The sequence below is a fragment of the Bordetella sp. 02P26C-1 genome, assembly GCF_009763255.1.
Lineage (GTDB): Bacteria > Pseudomonadota > Gammaproteobacteria > Burkholderiales > Burkholderiaceae_B > Bordetella_A.
In genome coordinates, this window is record NZ_WSJB01000022.1 from 124,781 (window position 1) to 143,966 (window position 19,186).

At 61.0% G+C, this 19,186-nt stretch carries 18 protein-coding genes; 4 read left to right on the forward strand and 14 right to left on the reverse strand.

Going from position 1 to position 19,186, the window contains the following annotated elements; translation table 11 throughout:
- The first annotated feature begins 71 nt into the window (after positions 1-71).
- Entirely contained in the window at positions 72-1,295 is a 1,224-nt protein-coding gene (locus tag GOQ28_RS13235) for an aminotransferase class I/II-fold pyridoxal phosphate-dependent enzyme (RefSeq protein WP_160356789.1), read from the forward strand.
- A gap of 34 nt (positions 1,296-1,329) precedes the next feature.
- Positions 1,330-2,475 carry an alpha-hydroxy acid oxidase gene (locus tag GOQ28_RS13240; protein WP_160351631.1) on the forward strand — a complete coding sequence of 382 codons (1,146 nt, stop codon included), beginning with the start codon at positions 1,330-1,332 and terminating at the stop codon, positions 2,473-2,475.
- Between the two features lie 117 nt (positions 2,476-2,592).
- Here the strand turns inward: GOQ28_RS13240 and GOQ28_RS13245 are convergent, their stop codons facing one another.
- The 13 genes from GOQ28_RS13245 to GOQ28_RS13305 form a co-directional block, all read right to left on the reverse strand.
- A complete protein-coding gene (locus GOQ28_RS13245) occupies positions 2,593-3,648 on the reverse strand; it encodes a UDP-glucuronic acid decarboxylase family protein (protein WP_160356790.1) in 1,056 nt (351 codons plus the stop codon).
- Positions 3,645-4,619: a glycosyltransferase gene (locus GOQ28_RS13250; RefSeq protein ID WP_160356791.1), complete on the reverse strand. Its 975-nt coding sequence runs from the start codon at positions 4,617-4,619 to the stop codon at positions 3,645-3,647. The genes GOQ28_RS13245 and GOQ28_RS13250 overlap by 4 nt, the downstream gene beginning before the upstream one ends.
- Positions 4,616-5,686, reverse strand: a complete 1,071-nt coding sequence (locus GOQ28_RS13255) for a glycosyltransferase family 9 protein (RefSeq protein WP_160351628.1) — start codon at positions 5,684-5,686, stop codon at positions 4,616-4,618. The genes GOQ28_RS13250 and GOQ28_RS13255 overlap by 4 nt, the downstream gene beginning before the upstream one ends.
- Complete coding sequence (locus tag GOQ28_RS13260) at positions 5,683-6,669, reverse strand: glycosyltransferase (RefSeq protein ID WP_160351627.1); 987 nt, start codon at positions 6,667-6,669, stop codon at positions 5,683-5,685. Before GOQ28_RS13260 ends, GOQ28_RS13255 begins: the two co-directional genes overlap by 4 nt.
- On the reverse strand, positions 6,666-8,405 hold the full coding sequence (locus GOQ28_RS13265; protein ID WP_160356792.1) for a carbamoyltransferase family protein: 1,740 nt from the start codon (positions 8,403-8,405) through the stop codon (positions 6,666-6,668). The genes GOQ28_RS13260 and GOQ28_RS13265 overlap by 4 nt, the downstream gene beginning before the upstream one ends.
- On the reverse strand, positions 8,393-9,508 hold the full coding sequence (locus GOQ28_RS13270; protein ID WP_160356793.1) for a glycosyltransferase family 9 protein: 1,116 nt from the start codon (positions 9,506-9,508) through the stop codon (positions 8,393-8,395). The genes GOQ28_RS13265 and GOQ28_RS13270 overlap by 13 nt, the downstream gene beginning before the upstream one ends.
- Before the next feature lie 2 nt (positions 9,509-9,510).
- A complete protein-coding gene (locus tag GOQ28_RS13275; RefSeq protein ID WP_160356794.1) occupies positions 9,511-10,101 on the reverse strand; it encodes a D-glycero-alpha-D-manno-heptose-1,7-bisphosphate 7-phosphatase in 591 nt (196 codons plus the stop codon).
- Complete coding sequence (locus GOQ28_RS13280) at positions 10,092-10,820, reverse strand: SDR family oxidoreductase (RefSeq protein ID WP_160356795.1); 729 nt, start codon at positions 10,818-10,820, stop codon at positions 10,092-10,094. Before GOQ28_RS13280 ends, GOQ28_RS13275 begins: the two co-directional genes overlap by 10 nt.
- Positions 10,821-10,832: 12 nt before the next feature.
- Positions 10,833-12,104, reverse strand: a complete 1,272-nt coding sequence (locus tag GOQ28_RS13285; RefSeq protein ID WP_160356796.1) for a glycosyltransferase family 4 protein — start codon at positions 12,102-12,104, stop codon at positions 10,833-10,835.
- 167 nt (positions 12,105-12,271) lie between these two features.
- A complete protein-coding gene (locus GOQ28_RS13290) occupies positions 12,272-15,001 on the reverse strand; it encodes an ATP-binding cassette domain-containing protein (RefSeq protein ID WP_160356797.1) in 2,730 nt (909 codons plus the stop codon).
- Entirely contained in the window at positions 14,998-15,924 is a 927-nt protein-coding gene (locus tag GOQ28_RS13295; protein ID WP_160356798.1) for a glycosyltransferase family 2 protein, read from the reverse strand. Before GOQ28_RS13295 ends, GOQ28_RS13290 begins: the two co-directional genes overlap by 4 nt.
- Complete coding sequence (locus tag GOQ28_RS13300; RefSeq protein ID WP_160356799.1) at positions 15,924-16,610, reverse strand: PIG-L family deacetylase; 687 nt, start codon at positions 16,608-16,610, stop codon at positions 15,924-15,926. The genes GOQ28_RS13295 and GOQ28_RS13300 overlap by 1 nt, the downstream gene beginning before the upstream one ends.
- A gap of 37 nt (positions 16,611-16,647) precedes the next feature.
- Positions 16,648-17,325, reverse strand: a complete 678-nt coding sequence (locus GOQ28_RS13305; protein WP_160356800.1) for a DUF4142 domain-containing protein — start codon at positions 17,323-17,325, stop codon at positions 16,648-16,650.
- A 168-nt stretch (positions 17,326-17,493) separates the two neighbouring features.
- Between GOQ28_RS13305 and GOQ28_RS13310 the strand changes: the two genes are divergently transcribed.
- Complete coding sequence (locus GOQ28_RS13310; RefSeq protein WP_160351618.1) at positions 17,494-18,132, forward strand: nucleotidyltransferase family protein; 639 nt, start codon at positions 17,494-17,496, stop codon at positions 18,130-18,132.
- A gap of 190 nt (positions 18,133-18,322) precedes the next feature.
- A complete protein-coding gene (locus GOQ28_RS13315) occupies positions 18,323-18,724 on the forward strand; it encodes a DoxX family protein (protein WP_160351617.1) in 402 nt (133 codons plus the stop codon).
- A 62-nt stretch (positions 18,725-18,786) separates the two neighbouring features.
- On the opposite strand, the gene arsC is transcribed toward GOQ28_RS13315, so the two are convergent.
- Positions 18,787-19,137, reverse strand: coding sequence for an arsenate reductase (glutaredoxin) (gene arsC / locus GOQ28_RS13320; protein ID WP_160351616.1), 351 nt, complete (start codon positions 19,135-19,137; stop codon positions 18,787-18,789).
- Positions 19,138-19,186 lie beyond the last annotated feature (49 nt).

Below are 19,186 nucleotides of genomic sequence, written 5' to 3' on the forward strand. Positions count from 1 at the left end.
GCCTCTGCGAATTCGGTCTCGCCAGCCAAAGGTGTATGATTTCGCGCGAGTCTCTCTCTGGAATCATCCGCGTGAAAACCATCGACAAATCCTCCAAGCTCAATAATGTTGCATACGACATTCGTGGTCCCGTCCTGGACCGAGCGCGCGAGATGGAGGAAGCCGGCCAGCGCATCATCAAGCTCAATATCGGTAACGTGGCGGCCTTCGGAATTCAACCGCCCGACGAGATTATTCAGGACATCATTCGTAATGTTGCCGACGTGGCGGGCTATACGGATAGCAAGGGCCTGTTCGCACCGCGCAAGGCCGTCGTGCATTACATGCAGAGCAAAGGTGTCATGGGCGTCGATGTCAATGACGTCTATCTGGGCAATGGCGCGTCCGAGCTTATTTCGATGAGCATCAACGCCCTGCTCAACGACGGCGACGAGCTGTTGATCCCCTCCCCTGATTTCCCGCTGTACACGGCCGTCACCGGGCTGTCTGGCGGGCGTCCGGTACATTACCTGTGTGACGAAGGCTCGGACTGGATGCCGGACATCGAGGATATCCGTGCCAAGATCACGCCGCGCACGCGCGGTATCGTCGTGATCAACCCGAATAATCCGACCGGTGCGCTCTATCCGCGCGAGGTACTGCTGGACATCATTCAGGTAGCGCGTGAACACAATCTCGTGATTTTGTCGGATGAGATTTACGACAAAACGATTTATGACGATCATGTCCACGTCAGCATGGCCTCGCTGGCTGACGATGTGCTGATTTTGACGTTCAATGGCCTTTCGAAGAACTATCGCTCTTGCGGATACCGCGCGGGCTGGATGGTGGTGACGGGCGACAAACGGCTGGCACAGGGTTATATCGAAGGGCTGAACATGCTCGCGTCGTTGCGTCTGTGTTCGAACACGCCGGGTCAATTGGCGATCCAGACCGCGCTGGGTGGGTACCAGAGTATTAACGAGCTCGTCGGCCCTAACGGCCGGCTGCGCCGTCAACGCGATCTGGCTTACGATCTGCTGACCCAGATTCCCGGCGTGAGCGTCATGAAGCCCAAGGGCGCGCTGTATTTGTTCCCGCGCCTGGACCCGGCGGTGTATCCCATTACCGACGATCAGCAGTTCGCGTATAGCCTGCTGGATCAGGAACGTGTCCTGATCGTGCAGGGAACGGGCTTTAATTGGCCCAATCATGACCACTTCCGTATGGTATTTTTGCCAAATGCCGACGATTTGACCGACGCCATCGGGCGTTTGGATCGATTCCTCGCGCGGATGCGTAAAGACAAAGTGTGAGCCCGTAAGCCGGCCGCTGGAGACATCCCCCAACATGCGTCTGAAAAACTGCCTGAATTTTCATGACTTCCGCACGCTGGCAAAACGCCGGCTGCCGGGGCCGATTTTCAACTACATCGACGGCGCCGCCGATGACGAAGTCACGTTGAGGCGCAATGCGGAAAGTTTCGAGCGTTGCGACCTTGTGCCCAACGTGTTGCGCGGTGTGCAGGATGTAGATTTGTCGGTCACCGTCATGGGGCAGAAACTCGCCATGCCGGTGTACTGCTCGCCAACGGCGCTGCAGCGACTGTTTCACCATCAGGGCGAGCATGCTGTCGCCGCGGCGGCTACGAAGTTCGGGACGATGTTCGGTGTGTCCTCGCTTGGTACGGTCAGCCTGGAAGCGATCCGCAAGCAATATTCCGGGCCGCAGGTCTATCAGTTTTATTTCCATAAGGATCGGGGCCTGAACCGCGCGATGATGCAACGCGCCAAGACGGCTGGCGTGAATGTCATGATGCTGACCGTAGACAGCATCACAGGCGGCAACCGTGAGCGCGATTTACGCACGGGCTTTTCGATCCCGTTCCGGCTGAACGTGGCGGGGTTGACGCAGTTCGCGATGAAGCCATCGTGGGCATGGAACTACGTGACGCACGAGCGCTTCCGTCTGCCGCAACTGGAGGAGCATGTGGATATGAGCGGCAGCGCGATGTCCATCGGCCGCTATTTCACTGAAATGCTCGACCCCGCAATGACCTGGGACGATGTCGCGCAAATGGTTCGAGAATGGGACGGACAGTTCTGCTTGAAAGGCATCATGTCTGTTGAAGATGCACGCCGGGCGGTGGATATCGGATGTACCGGGATCATACTGTCCAACCATGGCGGCCGGCAGCTCGATGGTTCCCGATCCGGGTTCGACCAACTCGCGGAAATTGTCGACGCGGTCGGTGACCGTATCGACGTCATGATGGACGGAGGCATTCAGCGCGGCACGCATGTCCTGAAAGCGTTATCGCTTGGCGCGAAGGCGGTGGGTGTTGGCCGATACTATCTATTCCCCCTTGCCGCCGCGGGCCAGCCGGGTGTGGAGCGCGCCCTGGGCCAACTGCGCAATGAAATCGAGCGGGCGATGAAGCTTATGGGCTGCAGGTCTGTGTCCGAGCTGTCGCGAGAGAATCTGCGCTTTCGTTAATCCTGGCAAACGCACTGGGCATAGCGGGCGTCTCGCTCCAATCACCGCAGACATGCGTAGTTTGCGGATCGAGCCGCAACCGGTGCCTTGCGTGCAGTGGTGCAGCCTATCGAGGCGCTAGACCACCCGCGCCCTGCCCTGCCTTCTTCCGCCCCTCTTTGTCTGCATGAACGCGGCCATTGCCTGTGACTCGCGCTCGGGACTGGCCTGGGATTCCTGTGCGAAATATTCCGCCGTACGAGCAATGCCCTCTCTTGGCGGCACCTTCGGCGTCCAGTCCAGGTATTGTTGGGCCAACGAAATATCGGGGCAGCGATGGGCAGGATCGTCCACGGGCAGATCACGGAAAACTATGGGAACTTGCGCCCCGGTGCAAGCCCGCACCAGATCGGCTATCTCCAACATCGATAGCTCGGCCGGATTGCCAAGGTTAATGGGCTGCGTCATGGCCGAAGGGCTTTCCATGAGCCGCACCAGGCCGTCAATCAGGTCATCGACATAACAGAACGAACGGGTCTGTGTGCCGTCGCCGTAGACGGTCAGTGGCTGACCCGCCAGCGCTTGGACAATAAAGTTCGATACGACCCGCCCGTCGTTGGGCGACATGTTTGGACCATAGGTGTTAAAGATGCGCGCGATTTTCACCTCTACGCCCTCGGTGTGCGCGTACTCGGTGCAGATCGTTTCCGCACAGCGCTTGCCTTCGTCGTAGCAGGCTCGTGGGCCGACAGGGTTCACATGACCCCAGTACTGTTCTTGTTGCGGATGCTGCAGAGGATCACCGTAGACTTCACTAGTGGATGCCTGTAGCAGGCGCGCGCCGACGCGTTCCGCCAGCTCCAGCATTTGAATAGTGCCCAGCACGCAGGTACGCAGCGTACGCAGCGGGTCGGCTTGATAATGTACGGGCGATGCCGGGCAAGCCAGATGATAGATGCGTGATACCTGAAGGTCTGGGATCGGGTCCACCACGTCATGACGCATGACGGTAAGCATCGGGTGCGATGCCAGCGTAGCGAGATTGCTGGCGCGGCCTGTCTGAAAGTTGTCGAGGCAGATGACTTCCCATCCGTCCCGCAGTAAGCGCGCGCAGAGGTGGGAGCCTAAAAAGCCAGCCCCGCCCGCAACCAGCGCGCGCCCTGCCTTGTCATCGCTATGTATGCTGTCCATCATGCCTGCTCCATTAGTGTGTCGAACACATTGATCCAGTCTCTGACGAACCGGTCCATTCCAAAACGTCGCAGCGCCGTTTCGCGCGCGGCCTCGCCCCATGCGCGTGCTAGCGCGGGTTCTTCGTTAAGCTGGCGTGCGACTTCGATCAGGCGCTCTACTCGGGTATCTACGTACCCTTCCTTTCCATTGGTGATGACGGTGGGTAGCTCAGTGGTGCCAAAGCCTACGATAGGCAAGCCGGAAAGCATGGCCTCGATTAAGGACAAGCCCAGGCTCGCGTACCGAATGGGGCTGAAGAAGTATCGGTAACGCGAGATAAAGGCAGCGACTTCCATGTTTGGGATCTCGCCGATGCCGCCCAGGCTTTCCGCGTCCATGCCGATCAAGTCCAGCGGCGTCTTGCGCCTGACCTGCTCGAAAATATCGCGGCCGATGCGGCGCCCGCGTCGCGCGAGATGATTGGCTACCACAATGCCGCGCTGCAGGCTTCCGTCGTAACGCGCTTGCGGAACGGGCACGCCGTGTTCGACGACACGCACGGGCATATCGCCACTGTCCCACATCACTGCATTAAAGGGCGTCACATGCACGAGCAAGCCACGCGAATGGGTGAACGGATGCCGAGTATCGGTGGGGTGCGGCTCGGGGGGATTGTGTTCGAGGTAAATGCTGGGCAGCGCGCGTTGACGATCTGTCAGCAGTAATTGGGCGTCCGCGAGGTTTTGTTTGTGCTGATACAGGACGCAGTCGAACTCCATCTCGGCCAGTGAGCTGGCCGGCACCTGGGTCAGATTAGGGGCCCATGGAATGCGCCGGCCCAGCGCACCGTATCCGGGAGCCGAATGGGATAGGCCCGGGACGATGAAGTCGTGAGGCACATGATGCAGGGCATATAGATAGTTGCCGTGGACATGCCAAGTCAGAACGCGTAGCCGGCGCGCGGGCTGAGGGACATCGGGTTGCGCATTCATGCTGTCCTCTCGATGAATTGCAACTGGGCGCGCGCGGCTGCGTGGACTTCTGCGGCCGACACGGCGAGTGCACAAGGATGGCCAAACGGGCAGGTCTCGTAGGCGCAGGGCCGACAGGGAACCTCGGCGGCCAACACCCGATGACGGCGGCGATCGAGCGGGGCCCAACGTCGCGTATCACTCCCGCAGGCCACGACCACGCTGGGGGTTTTCATGGCGGCGGCGATGTGAGAGACGCCTGTGTCATTGCAGACAAGAAGACGGCTGGTTCGCACCAGCGCGGCCATGCTGCCCAAGTGGGTGCGACCCGACAAGTCCGCGACCGGTACCGCGGCCTGCTGCCGCAGCGCATGTACCATGTCTCGCTCGCCGGCTGTGCCGGTCAAAGCCACGCGCCAACCTTCTTGATAAAGACCTCGTGCGACGGCGGAAAACCGGCTGATGGGCCAACGGCGGGATGCGAGCCGCGCCCCTGCGTGAATCAACACGATCTTATCTGGATCGAGGCTGTGTTCGTCTAGCAGACGCGTCGCTTCGGCTTGGTCGGCCTCGCTGCACGGAAACTCCAAGCCCGACTCGTTCGCATCGTCCAAACCTGCGTATCGCAATAGAGCGAGATAGCGTTCGATCTCTGGCAGCGTGTCCGGCCAAAGCATACGTGCGCCGGGCATCTCATCAGACGCCCGCGGCACGAAACCCACCCAACGATCCGCACCGAACTGCTCCACGATCGGGTTCGATTGCTGGCCGCTCCCATGCAGTTGGATGGCGACATCCGCCCGCCAATCGCGCATGCGTCGGTAGAACTCGGGCAAGGCGGCCTCATTCGCCGCCTGCTCTGGAAAGGCAGAGATGCCAGGGAATTCCAGCAGCTCATCGATATAGGCGCTAAACCGTTGAACGAATTCCCTCGCTCCCGCTAGCCCCACTAAAGCGATACGAGCTTGGGGAAACGCCCGACGCAAGGCACGAAACGCCGGCACCGAGCAAAGCATGTCGCCAAGTTGTAATGCCCGAAACACCGCGATGCGCTCGGGCGGACGAGCCGGATCGAGCACGGCGGTCATACTGTGCCTCGCTGGAATCGAATGAGGCCGACGACGCGCCAGGTGATCGATAGCACCGGTATGCACACCGAAGTAATGAGCAAGTCCGCCACGTCGCGCAGGGTATGCCGGGTGCCCTGCAGCCGTTTATAGAAAAACCATCCGGTCAGTACCGCCCAGATTCCTCCCGCAATGCTGGCGATACGCAGATGCCCTAGCAGCGCCAGCAATACTGCCGAGACAAAGGCTGCCGTCACGCACAAGTAAAAGCGCGGCAAGTGTTTGCGAATATGCGCGTGGTACAAATCCGGATATTTGCGACGCAGCAACATGTCGAACATCACCTTCTTCTGCATGCCGAGCCCTGCTGCAAAGCCGAACGGCCGCACGGGATGCAGCACGCGCGCCGCCGGTGCCCGCTCGATGCGATAGCCGTGCTTCAGCAAGGCGAAGTGCAGGTCCGAATCCTCGCGCCACGCCATCGTGTAGCGCGTGTCGAAGCCGCCCACATCGACTAACGCGGAGCGGCGCACGAACAGGTTGGCGGTGATGAATTCCGATCGCGTCAGGCCAGCCGCGTCACGCTCATAATCGGTGGGCGGATTCGGCAACGGCATCTCGGTGACGCCCGTCACAGCGGCCACGCCGGCGGTCATGGCCTGCAGCCCCTGTCCAAGCCAGTCGGGAGCTGGGATGGTGTCGTCGTCAGTGAACGCGATGATCTCGCCGTGTGCGGCCTGCCAGCCGCGGTTTCGCGCACCCGCGGGCCCCTGTGTATCCGCTACCGCAATGTAGCGCATGCGTGGTGCACTCGGGTGGTGCCGGGGCCACTCATCGACGAGCCGCCGCGTGGTGTCGTGGCAGCCGTCGTCACAGACGATGATCTCGAAACTGTCGCGTGGAAAGTGCTGCGCAGAAAGTGCCTCCAGACAGCGCGTCAGGAGATCCATGCGCCGATAGGTCGGCACCACCACGGAAACGAGAGGCACGGGCACAGCGTTCATCGCGGCTTTTCAACCAAATAAGAGCCAATCACGAGCGCGTCTAACGGCGAACTCCAGAAACTCTCGACCGCATCGCGGGGCGTACATACGACCGGTTCGCCACGCGTGTTGAACGAGGTGTTCACCAAGACGGGTACGCCAGTACGCTGCTCGAACGCGGCGAGCAGGTCGTAATAGCGTTCGTTCTGATCGCGGCGGATCGTTTGCACGCGAGCGGTGCCGTCGATATGGCGCACGGCCGGGATCTGCTGCGCGCGATGCGGCAATACGTCGTAGACAAACAGCATGAACGGCGCACAGATCGAGGCCGCCCCGCGTCCATCGAACCATTGCACCGCGCGCTCCTCCATCACCACCGGCGCGACCGGGCGGAAATCTTCGCGGTCTTTCAGGCCGTTCAGCCGCGCTTGCATGGAGCTGTCGATGGGGGAGGCCAAGATCGAGCGCGCGCCCAGCGCACGCGGTCCAAACTCCATACGTCCTTGGAACCACCCCAGGACCTTGTTATCGGCCAATAACTCCGCCGCCTCGTCGGCCACGTTCTCGAGTTTGCGATAGTTCAGGTGCGATTGATCGAGGAAGCGTTCGATTTCCTCGTCAGAGAATGCGGGGCCCAGATAAGCATGTTCCATCGTCCAGTTGCGTGGGCCCGCACGGCGTTGATAGTCGACATAGAGCGCCGCGCCTAGCGCGGTGCCTGCATCGCCGGCCGCCGGCTGCACCCAGACTTTTTCAAACGGCCCATCGCGCGCGATTCTGGCGTTCATCACGCAGTTCAATGCTACCCCGCCCGCCATCGACAGGTTGGACGAGCCGGTTTGACGATGCAGCCATTGGGCCATATGCAAGGCGGTCTCTTCCAGCACATACTGCAACGAGCTTGCGATGTTTTGATGTTGCTCGGTAAAGGGTTCGCCACGCCGACGCCCTGGACCGAAACGTTCTATCAGCTTTGCGGGATGCAACGCGTACCCGCCTTCTTCGTCCAAGGTCAAAATCTCGCGGAACTGATCGCGATAGATCGGCTTGCCATAGGAGGCCAACGCCATGACCTTGTATTCGTCCGAAGAATGCAGAAAGCCCAGATACCGCGTGACCTCCTCGTAAAGCAACCCGAGTGAATGCGGCAGATCGATCTGCTTGATGCGTTGATACCGGCCCTCGTGAAAGTGGCCGTAGCTGGTGGTAGTCCGTTCACCGCGTCCATCGAGCGTGAGCACCGCCGTGTCTTCGAAAGGAGCGGCGAGGAATGCGCTGGCCTCGTGCGACAGATGGTGATCGAGATTGACCCATCGGTCCGTGATGTGTTGCAGCGACAACCCGTCCCATCTGGCAGAGGTCAAATGATGCGGCAAGCCATCCAGCAGCTGCCGCGGCGCATTCACCAGGTAGGATAAAAATAACGCGTCCCAAGGCGACTCCCCGTTCGGGCCGAAACCGGCCTTGGAGGGCTCGAGTGGCAGTACGACCTCCGGCTCCATATTGCCCGCCGGCATGAGGAGTTTGGGGTTATACGAGTAGACGATATGGTCTACATCGCGCATGCGCACACCCGCCTCAGCGAGACAGTAATCAATGGCATGGTACGGCAACTGCCAGGTCGTGAAGGGAACCGGACGCTTACCGTGTTTGATACGGGTAAATCGCTCTTCCTCGGCGGCAGCGATGACGTGCCCGTCCCGCACCAGCGCGGCCGCGCAATCATGATAGGCGGCATTGATTCCTAGGGTAAGCATGAAATCTCCTGTGGGCAGGGTGCTTGGGCAGGCGAATGCCCGTCCAAGTTAAGCAACTCCCGTGCCGCAGCGGTGACTTGTTGCGGCGCAACGCCGGTGAGGCATGCGTGATGCCCTTGCTCGCATACGCTGCGATAGCAGTATTTGCACGGGACGTCCTGATATAGAACTCGCGCCTGCGTTCGCCATGGCGTGTGTTGCGGGTTAGTCAGCGCGTACATATCCACCACGGGCACCCCGAGCGCAGCCGACAGATGGGCCGGGCCGCTGTTGTTGCAGATCATGACTCCGGCGGCTTCTAACACAGCACCCAGTTCACCCAGAGTGAGTTGGCCGGATAAATCGGTAAGCCCAGGCAGCATCGCACGACTGCGCTCTAACGCCTGGCTCAGCGCAGGATCCTCGTGCCCGCCTAACAACAGTATGCGGCGCCCTTCCCCACGCAGGCCAATCAGCGCTTGCATCAGCATTTCGGCCGGATACCGGCGCGATGCGGCCGTTGCGCCTGCATGCACACCAATCCAGCCGCCTGTTTCGTGGATGCCGCGCGATATCAATTTGCGCCGCAAGGAAATCCGATCCGCGTCGTCAACATGGAACGACATCCGGGTATCGTCGCACTGCGCCCCAACATGATTCACGAGGTCTAGTTGGCGCTGAACTTCGTGGCGGATCTCGGTGGCAGGTTCGGTTTCCTTTACCCAATCGGAGATAAGGCGATAAGGGTTTTCGCGGCAGTGCGCGAGCACACGCGGTATGCCGGCTAGATGGCACATCAGCGCCGCAGGCAAGGGACTTTGACTATAGGTTGTGAAAATGACTGCGGCATCGGGACGTGCGCGGCGCAGGCGCTCGATGATTTCCAAGTCGGCGTGATTCCCGATCGAAGTGTTTTTTACCCATGCCGGGTCGTAGGCGATGGCGGTATCGACCTCGGGGATATGAGGCGCTAGGCGGGCGCCGGCCTCTGATGTCAATAGCGTCAAGTGTTTCGTGCCAGCCACGCGCAAGGCACGCATGGCGGGGGTGCACATCAAAACATCCCCCATATTGTCTAGCCGGATGCAAAGCACATGTTCAACTTCGCTCCAGTCCCAGGACATCTTCAGGCTTCCTCCGCCGCTATCGTGGCGGCCATCGCGGCGAGCACCATTCGAGCCGCTGTGTGCAGATCGCCCGCACAGCGGTCTGGCTCGCGCCCCGGACCCATGCGCCACTCTGTCTCGTTGCCAACGTCCAGCAGCACGCTGCGGCAACCAGCCAGATGACCGGCTTGCACATCGTCCAAGATGTCACCGATGAACCAGGACGCGTCCAGATCGATGTTCAATTCGCGAGCGGCGCGCAGGAACAAACCGGGTTGCGGCTTGCGGCAATCACAATTCAAGGCGTACTCGGTCACGACGCCAGCGGGGTCATGCGGACACCAATAAAACCCGTGTAGCTTTGCGCCCGCTTGCGTGAACATCTCTCCCAGCCGCTCGTGGACTGGCCCTAAGGCATCAGCGGAGAAGTACCCGCGTGCCACGCCCGCTTGATTGCTGATCACCACGAGCGGGATGTTCGCGGCGCCCAGGCACGCCAACGCGTCACGGGCATGGGGCGCATACTCCATACGCGCCGGGTCCACGTTATAAGGAACATCACGCAAGATCGTGCCGTCCTTATCCAGAAACACGGCCGGCCTCAAGGCCATGATGTCTCCTTCATGGGTAAGACCATGACTTCCGGCACGACAGTTTCGGGCGGTTGCGTCAGCACAAAGCGCACGGCGCGCGCTACGTTGGCCGGATCCTGCAGGGTGCCGGCGTCAATGTCCGGGAAGCGATCGAGCAGAAACGGCGTGCGCATACCCCCAGCCACGACGGCGCTGACTTTCAGGCCCTTGCCCCGTAGCTCCGCGTGCAACGCGTGCGACAGACCCATCAATCCCCACTTGCTGGCGTGATAGGCGCTAGCGTTGGGCCACGCACGACGGGCAGCCGTCGAGGCGATGTTGACGATATGGCCTCCGGGGCTGAGGTGGTCCTTACCCAGCTTGGCCATCAGAAACGGACCCGTGAGATTGGTGCGCAGCACACGCTCCCACACGTCGGTGTCGAGTTCATCAATCGGCGCGGTCACATCGATGCCCGCATTGTTGACGATCGCATCGAGCTTGCCGAATTGCGCGACGACCGCTTCCATCGTGCGGCGCACATCGTCGGCCACGCCCACGTCCATACTGCAAGGCATGATGTTCGCGCCTTCGTCGCGCAGACGCTGCGCCGCGGTTTGTGCACGTTGTTCATGGATGTCGGCAAGTGCGACTTTGGCGCCCTCTTTTGCCAACATTTCACATATCGCCGCGCCCAGGCCGCTGCCGCCTCCCGTCACCAGCACCACCCGGCCTTCCAGCGTTTCGAAATCGTGCATGTTGAGACTCCTTTAAGCTGCGATTTGCGCGGAGGGGCGAGCCACGTTGGTGACGCCGACCCCCATGCGTTGATAGACAGACAGAAGATCCTGCCCCACACGCTGCCAGGTGTAGAGGCGTTTCGCGCGCAAGCGCCCGGCTCTGCCCATGCGCTCACGCAGGACGTGGTTCGAGGCCAGCTGCGCGAGCTTTTCTCCCAGACGATCGGGATCTTTCGCGGGGACCAGGAAGCCCGTCTTGCCGTCGACCACTGTCGTACGAATCCCACCCGTATCGGATCCGATCACCGGCAGTCCGCACGCCATGGCTTCCACGGGGGTAATTCCAAACGGCTCATACCAGGGGGTGGTCACGAAGACATCGCTCGCGCTGTAGTACTTGGAGAGATCCGTGCGATTGCGGCGCCCGACGAATTGCACCCAAGGCGTCACGCCTTCGGCTTCGGCGATCCGACGCAAACGGCCGATCTCCGGGGTGGCTCGCTCGCATGGCTCTTCCGAGTTTCCACCCACGACCAGCAGACGGGCGTTTATCCCATGCACGTGGTGCAACCGAGCCAGAGAGCGAATGACGTTATCGACCCCTTTGCGAGGCACCATGCGGCCGAGCTGCAGCATGGTGAATACATCATCATCCAATCCCAGCTGCGCGCGCATCGCTTGTTTCGGCAGTGGCTTCATTTCGCTGGCGTCATAGCCACAAGGCACGATCTCGATACGACGCGGATCGGCGGCATACAGGTCGATCAGGTCGCGACGATCCTGCGGGCATTCGGCGATGATGCAGTCTGCATGACGGACGATTTCCTCTTCGATGGCGAAACGGCTGTCTGGAAATTGATCCGCTTCTTGCTGGTATTGGCGGCGGACCTTGCCCAGGGCGTGGAACGTCACCACCAGAGGGACGCCATGTCGCTGGGCCACGGGCAGCGCGGCCAGCGCTGACATAAAGAAATTCGCATGAATGACGTCGTACGAGCGCACTTGCCGCGCAAAGTAACGCTGCATGTAAGTGCTGAAGTCTTCCATGTAGGGCAGCATCTGCTCTTTGGGAAGGAAAGACGCCGGGCCGGCGGGGACGTGGACGATCTTGATGCCATCGCCCCAAGGCTGCTCCTCGGGCAATAGAGGATTGTCTTTGCGCGTGAAGACGTCGACCTGAACGCCCGCGCGCGCCAGTTGGCGCGCGACTTGGGCCACATAAACGTTTTGTCCGCCGCTATCGACGCTGCCGGCGCAAGCAAGCGGGGACGCGTGCTCGCTGATCAGGGCGATTTTTCTCATAAGAAAGCTCCGTTTAGACCTAGCGCGTGGCAAGTGACATGCGCCGGTGCCCTGATGCAAAGCAAGTCGCGTGCCGCGCCGGCCGTGGGCGAGGCATTGCGTTTTCAAGGGTGATGCGGCACTTCTTACTTCTCCGGTAAGTACGACGGGATGAACAATCCCCCGCTCTAATGCTTAGTTACATCCGAGCGCGCCGCCGATCCGCCCGGCAAGAGCGCGCTGATGGTGGTCAGTAGTTCGGGCGCGTTCACGGGTTTGGCCAGGTGCACCTGAAAGCCCGCCAGCAAGGTACGAAGTCGGAATTCCGGCTCTGCGAAGCCCGATAGCGCAATGGCGGGCAATCGGTGGGCCAGCGTCGCGCCGCGTTCGGCTTCCAGCGCACGCAACCTTGCGACGACTTCGTAGCCATCCATATCGGCCATCGACAAATCGCACACCAACACATCCGGCCATTGATCCGTGGGCATCGCCTGAAACGCCGCCAGCGCCTGCGCGCCGCCGCCGTACGCTGCGATCGTCGCGCCGCTATCGCGCAGCACCTCCGCGACGACCTCGCGCGCTTCGTCTTGGTCGTCGATCAACATCACTTTGACACCCTGCAAATCGGATCTGAGGCTATCCTGCCGTTTGGGATGGGGTTCGATCGCACGGATCGGAAAGTCCGCAGACAGCACCATTCCCCCCGCGGAAGCCGGGGCGAGATTGAAGGTCCCCCCTTGACGCTGGACCTGCGCGGCGAGTTGCGCGGGATCCAAGTTAGCGGCCTGCTGGATCGCGTCGGGCGCGTGTAACGGCGGGCTTGACGCCATGTCACTACGGCCGTCCGTGACCGCCAGATGTGCCATCGGTCCATGACGCTGTAACCGGATTTCGATTCGGCCGCCCGCTGGCGTGACGGCGATGGCATGCGCGCATAAATCCCAGACGAGCTGTTGTAAACGGCTCGGGTCGCCGGTGATGCGCGCTGCCTCCGCGCCCACCGTCGTATATAGATTAACCCCGCACTCTGCTGCCAGCTCGCGAATGGCATCGAGCACGCCTGCCACGAGCGTGACCAGGTTGACCGGCTGACGGGTATAACGATCCTGTCGCTCTTCCAGCTCGGATTGGCGTCGCTGCAGGGTCCACATTTGCGCATACATACCGTCGCGCTCGAGCAGATCCTCGTGGCGTCCCTGCTCGACGATACGGCCGCGATCCATCACGACGATATTGTCGGCATGAACAATGGTCGACAGCCGATGCGCAATAATCAAGGTGGTGCGGCCACGCGAAAGACGTTCCAATTCCGCCTGTATCGCGCGCTCGGTTCGGGTGTCCAGCGCCGAGGTCGCTTCGTCAAACACCATGATCGCGGGGTTCTTGAGAATCGCACGCGCGATGGCGATGCGCTGCCGCTCGCCGCCAGACAGCATGATCCCGCGTTCGCCTACCGGCGTCTCGTAGCCGGCCGGCAAACTTTCAATGAAATCGTCCACGCGCGCACCGCGAGCGGCCTGAATAATTTGCTCGCGTGTGGCGCCCGGTGCGCTATACGCGATGTTGTACGCAATCGTCTCGTTAAAAAGGACCGTGTCCTGCGGCACGATGCCCAGGGACTTGCGAATGCTGCGCACATTCACGTGCCGCAGGTCCTGACCATTGATTCGGATGGAACCCGCCGTGGGGTCGTAGAAGCGAAACAATAGGCGGGCCAGTGTGGACTTGCCCGAACCGCTGCCGCCCACCACCGCGACGGTGGAACCTGCTGGCACGGTCAAGTCTATATCCCATAGCACTTGTCGCCCGGGCTCATAGCCAAAGTTCACGCCTTCGAAACGGATCTCGCCTGCGCCTGGGTCCAAGGCAGGCAAGGCCTCGTCGTCGCCGGTTTCGGCGGGCATGCGCAATAGATCGCACACCCGCTCCGCGTTGACGAACGCCTCCTTTGCCTGGCGGAATATCAAGCCCAAGGTGTTTAGCGGCAAGCACACTTGGATGATGTAGGCATTTACCAGCACCAAATCGCCTACTGTCATGCGCGCATCGACCACATGCTGCCCGGCTAGCAACATGACTGTCGCAACCCCGCAGGCGATCACAGCGCTCTGGCCCACATGCAGACGCGACAACGCCAACTGATTGCGAATGCCTACGTCTACCCACTGACCCAGTACGCCACCCAGTCTGCGCGTCTCGAGGGCTTCATTCGCATTGAGTTTGACGGCCTCGTAGTTCAACAGGCTATCAACGATGCGCCCGCTCGCTCGCGAGTCCAGATCGTTCATCTGCCGCTGAAACACGATGCGCTTACGCACCATGATGACGGTGTAGGCGAAATAACCGGCAAAGGTCGCAGCCATCACCGCGGCGAACCAGGCGCTATAGCCCAGCACCAGAATGACCACCACCGATACCATCTCGACCAGCGTGGGCAACAACGTAAACAGCGCCGTGCCCAGCAAGAAGCCTATCCCCGCTGTCCCGCGCTCCACATCCCGCGCGAGCTTGCCCGTTTGCCGCGTGCCATGAAATCGTGCACCCAGCCGTTGCAACTGCTCGAAGACGCGCAGCGTAAAGTCGGCCACCGCGCGCTGCACGACGCGCGCGAACACGACGTCGCGTAGTTCGGTAAACAGGCTGCCCCCAAAGCGAATGACCGCGTAGCCCAAGAGCAAAAACACCGGCAGCACCAGCAAGCCGGGTTCACTGAGTTGATCGACAATGGACTTCAGCAGGAATGGCACCAGCACCATCAGCAGCTTGGCCACCACGAGGAGCGCCACCGCCGCGCCAGTGCGCGCCCGGTACTCCCACAGCGCCCGCAAGATGGTGCGCGTCACCTCTTTACGTGCAAAGCCGGTAGACCCGACATCGGCGCTCTTGGCGCCTGCATCGGGATCCGTCGGGCTATTCATCGCGTGTACACGGTGTGCCGCAGCGTGGGCGCGGATTCTTCGTTCCACACCTCTTCTACACTGCGGCAGACCGGCTGGCAGAGGACTTGCCGGTAACGCGCCACCAGCCACGCTCCCGCCAAGACATCACGCGCCAGCCGCAGACGGTCTAACCAAGACGCACACTTGGCGAACACTTGAAAACTGCGGCGCAGCGCCATGCCCGCTGGAAATCTCAACCATGCCGTCCAAATATCGTTTCTCGCCGTGAGGCTGCGGCGTTGGCGCGCGTCGCGCAGACGCGATGGTCGATGGTGCGTCACCACGTTTGGCGCGAACACGATGCGACCGCCCTGCTCCATGATGTCCAACGCCAGCAGCGCTTCTTCGCCACCGATAAAAAACGGCGGCCAATAGCCTCCCGCCTTCCGAAATGCCTCGGTACGCATCACGCATGCGCCGGCCATAAAGCCGATCAGCTCCGGGCCGACCCCTTCAAAAGAGCGTAGCGGACTCGCCGCCATGATGTCGCAGGCAGGATCGCTACGCGCGTCCTCTCCGACCACGATACGTGCGTTCAATACGGTGATGACGGGATGCGCGTCCAGAATATGTGCGGCAATGCTGAGCGAGCTGCCTTGCCACGCCGTGTCGTCGTCGCAGAATGCGACGTAGGGAGTGCGCACGCGCGCCACTCCCATGTTTCGCCCGGCGGCGCCCAAGTTGCTCGGCGCACGCACGACTTCGACATGAGGATATTCGGCATGGACGCGCTCGCCGGTTCCGTCCGTGCTGGCGTTGTCCACCACAATGATCCGATAAGGGAGCGATGCGCCATCACGCAGCCGTGTCAGGCGCGCGAGCGTGGCGCAGAGATCTTCCTTGCGGTTATAGGTCAGTACCACTATGGTCACGCGGGTCGCGTAGGCTTCGTCGGCAAGCATCACTTGGCCTCCTCATTTAGTGCCAGTGCCCAATAGCCCTCAGGGCGCGCCAAGTCGTCGGGTCGTCGGCCAAATCCGGCGAGCTGGCTGCGATAAGCCAAGACGGCTTCAACCTTCTGTTGGGACCGCGCGGGCGCGGGTCCACGATGAACGTACACACCGCGAGCCCGGATCTCGAACAATCGCTCTTCGACCAGTCGGGCTCTCGCGCGATACGGGATGTCCTCATATGCCAGCCACTCTCTGGCGGGAAACGCTTCGATCAATGACAACAGGGTATTGGAGACCCGCACATGATCGTCATGAAATAACCCTAGCGGCATGACCACGCGCTGGGGCTGCAGCGCTTGCAGCACATCTATCAGCGTCTGCCGCAATGGTTCCATATGGGGCTGCCAATCGCTGACATACTGGCTGTCTCGCAACCCCAACTCTTGCCCATCGCACCCGAGAATCGCCAGCGCTCGTCGGTTCTCTTGCAAGCGTTCTGCCATGGCCTCGCTGGCCGATGCAAACCCACAATTGCGATCCCAGTCCGTCAGGCGCATTGGATCGTCGGGTAGCCCCGTGCATACCGTCACGACAGTGGCGTTCGCAGTATGCGCGAGCAAATCTCCGCAACTGAACACGGCGTCGTCCAGATGCGGAGAGATGACGGCAACTAAGCCCTTGGCGTCAGCGAGCACGGTAAGATCAGCCGCGGGTGCGTCAGGCGCCTAAGCGTTACTGCTTCTTGGCCGGCACTACGCTTTTCTGCAGCGCTTGAGCCGCCTCCAAGTGCATCTTCAGGCTAGGCAGCGTCTCCGTGGCAAATTGCTTGACCTCGGGATCTTTGACATCCTGCGCGGATTTTTCGAACAGTTTGACCGCATCCTCATGCGCGTCCACGCCGATCTCATTGGCGTAAGCTTCGTCAAATCCTTCATCGCGCATGCTCAACGCCTTGAGCTTAGCCTTCTGCATTAGCGAAGGCTCGTTGGGCGGCTCATAGCCCTTGCTCTTAGCCAGTTCCGCGAGTTTTTGCGAAACCTTGGTATGGTCGTCGATCATCTTTTGCGCGAACTCTTTGACCTGGGCGTTCTGGCTCTTTTCGAGGGCGAGCTTGCTGCCCTCGATCTCTAGCGCACCGGATTGCGCGGCGTCATTCAGAAATTGCCGGTCGGCGCTGTCCAATTTGCTCACCGATTCGCTCGCCTGCGGGGTCGTCGGGGTCTGTGCGCCGGCCGCGCCGGTGGGCTGAGCGCCCGTCTGGCCACCTGGTAGCGTACCCGTTTGTGCACCGGTGGGCGTCTCTGTCTTGCCACCGGCGGGTGCTTCGCTTTGCGTGGTTTGTGCACTGGCAGCGCCGACCAAGCCAAATGCCAACAACACACTCAACCCACTGTGTACGATTCGGTTCATGATTTCGATCTCCTGATGTTCTGTGGCGCTATTGCCGTTGCGACGGCGCCGGCTGGCGACGTTCCCGACATTCAGCAAGTCGCATGCCGGATAGAAGCTGCCCGGCGCGTGCTTGACGCGTTTGGGTCCGCCGCCTAAGCTTTGCGCCCCATGCTCAGTGCTGCCGATATGACACTCACCGCCGCGCCTGCTAAATCGATGTTCGTTGGAATCCTGCTTGCCGCCGGATTGGGCGAACGATTTACGGCGGCATCGACAGGACGGCTGCCCACCACGACGCATAAGCTTCTGGCAGCTATGCCCGACGGGCGGCGTGTCGCTCAGGCTAGCGCGCAGTCTTTACTGCGTGCCGTGCCGCAGAGCGTCGCGGTAGTGGCTGGACGGCCTGCTGGCCTGGCCGACTTACTCGCTGAACTGGGCTGCGAGCTCGTGCATGTCGCCGACTCGCCACGCGGGATGGGCATTTCGCTCGCCGCGGCGGCCGCGCATTGGATAGCGCGGCACAAGGATGGCCTCGAAATCTCGGCGTGCGTGGTCGCGCTGGCAGATATGCCCTGGGTGCGGACTGACACCATTCGCACGCTGCTAGACCATGCCGAGGCAACCCGTATCGTTGTGCCGGTCTACCAGGGGCGTCGCGGACATCCCGTCGTGTTTGGCGCGAGCTACTTCTCTGATTTGGCTGAACTGCAGGGCGACGCGGGCGCCAAAGCCCTACTGCAGCGCTACGGCGTCAAGGAAGTCGAATGCGACGATCCGGGCATTCTGCGGGATATTGATGTTCCCGGCGACCTCATGATGTGCTGATTCGCTGGGTAGCCGTGTTAAAGCGGCATGATCAGCCCCCGAGCCAAGCACGCACAACGCCCTCGCGACCGCCGTGCGGTGAAACCTGTATTGTCAAACGAGAAAAATTTGCAATAATGGCCGCACTCGTCGCCTCTCTCCTAGATGATTTCGGGGCGATCATTCCAACAATTCCACCGAGCCCGACAACATGAAATCTGACGACACCGGCAAGCTGATTGTGCGCCTTAGCGTGGGTATTCTGGTGCTCATGCACGGGCTGTTCAAATTATCGAGCGGCGTCGGTGGCATCGCCGGCATGTTGAGCTCGCACGGTCTGCCATCAGTACTGGCTTATGGCGCCTACGTCGGCGAAATTGTGGGCCCGCTGCTCGTTATATTGGGGCTGTTCAGCCGCCTGGGTGCGCTAATCATCGTGGTCAATATGATTTTTGCCATCCTGCTTGCGCATATGGGGCAACTGACCAGCCTGACGGGCCAGGGGGGCTGGGCGCTGGAGCTACAGGGCATGTTCCTGTTCAGCGCGCTGGCGGTGCTCTTTATGGGCGCGGGCCGCTTTAGTCTGGGCGGTGCCAGCGGTCGCTGGAATTAATGGACGTAGCGGGCCAGGCCCGCTCATCGTCGCGACGGCACGCAGAACGCGGCCGTCGTCGTTCAGGGCAGAATGTCTTTCACCACCTCCACCGGCCTGCCGAGGCGCGTGCCCTTCTCCGTGACCACAAAAGGCCGGTTGATCAGGATCGGGTTTTCAATCATCGCATCCAGCAACTGATCGTCGGTTACGCCCGGCGCGTCCAGCCCGAGTTCCTGATAGAGCGATTCCTTCGTACGCACCGCTTCACGCACGCTCAGGCCCGCCTGCTTGATCATGCCCGCGAGCGTGTCGCGCGACGGCGGATCTTTCAGGTACTCGATCACGGTGGGCTCGATCCCGGCATCGCGGATCATCTGCAGCGCGTTGCGAGAGGTGCTGCACCGCGGATTGTGATAAATCGTCGCTGACATACGAATTCCTTCCTAGACCAAAAGCCAGAGTCTACCAACCGGCGCCCTT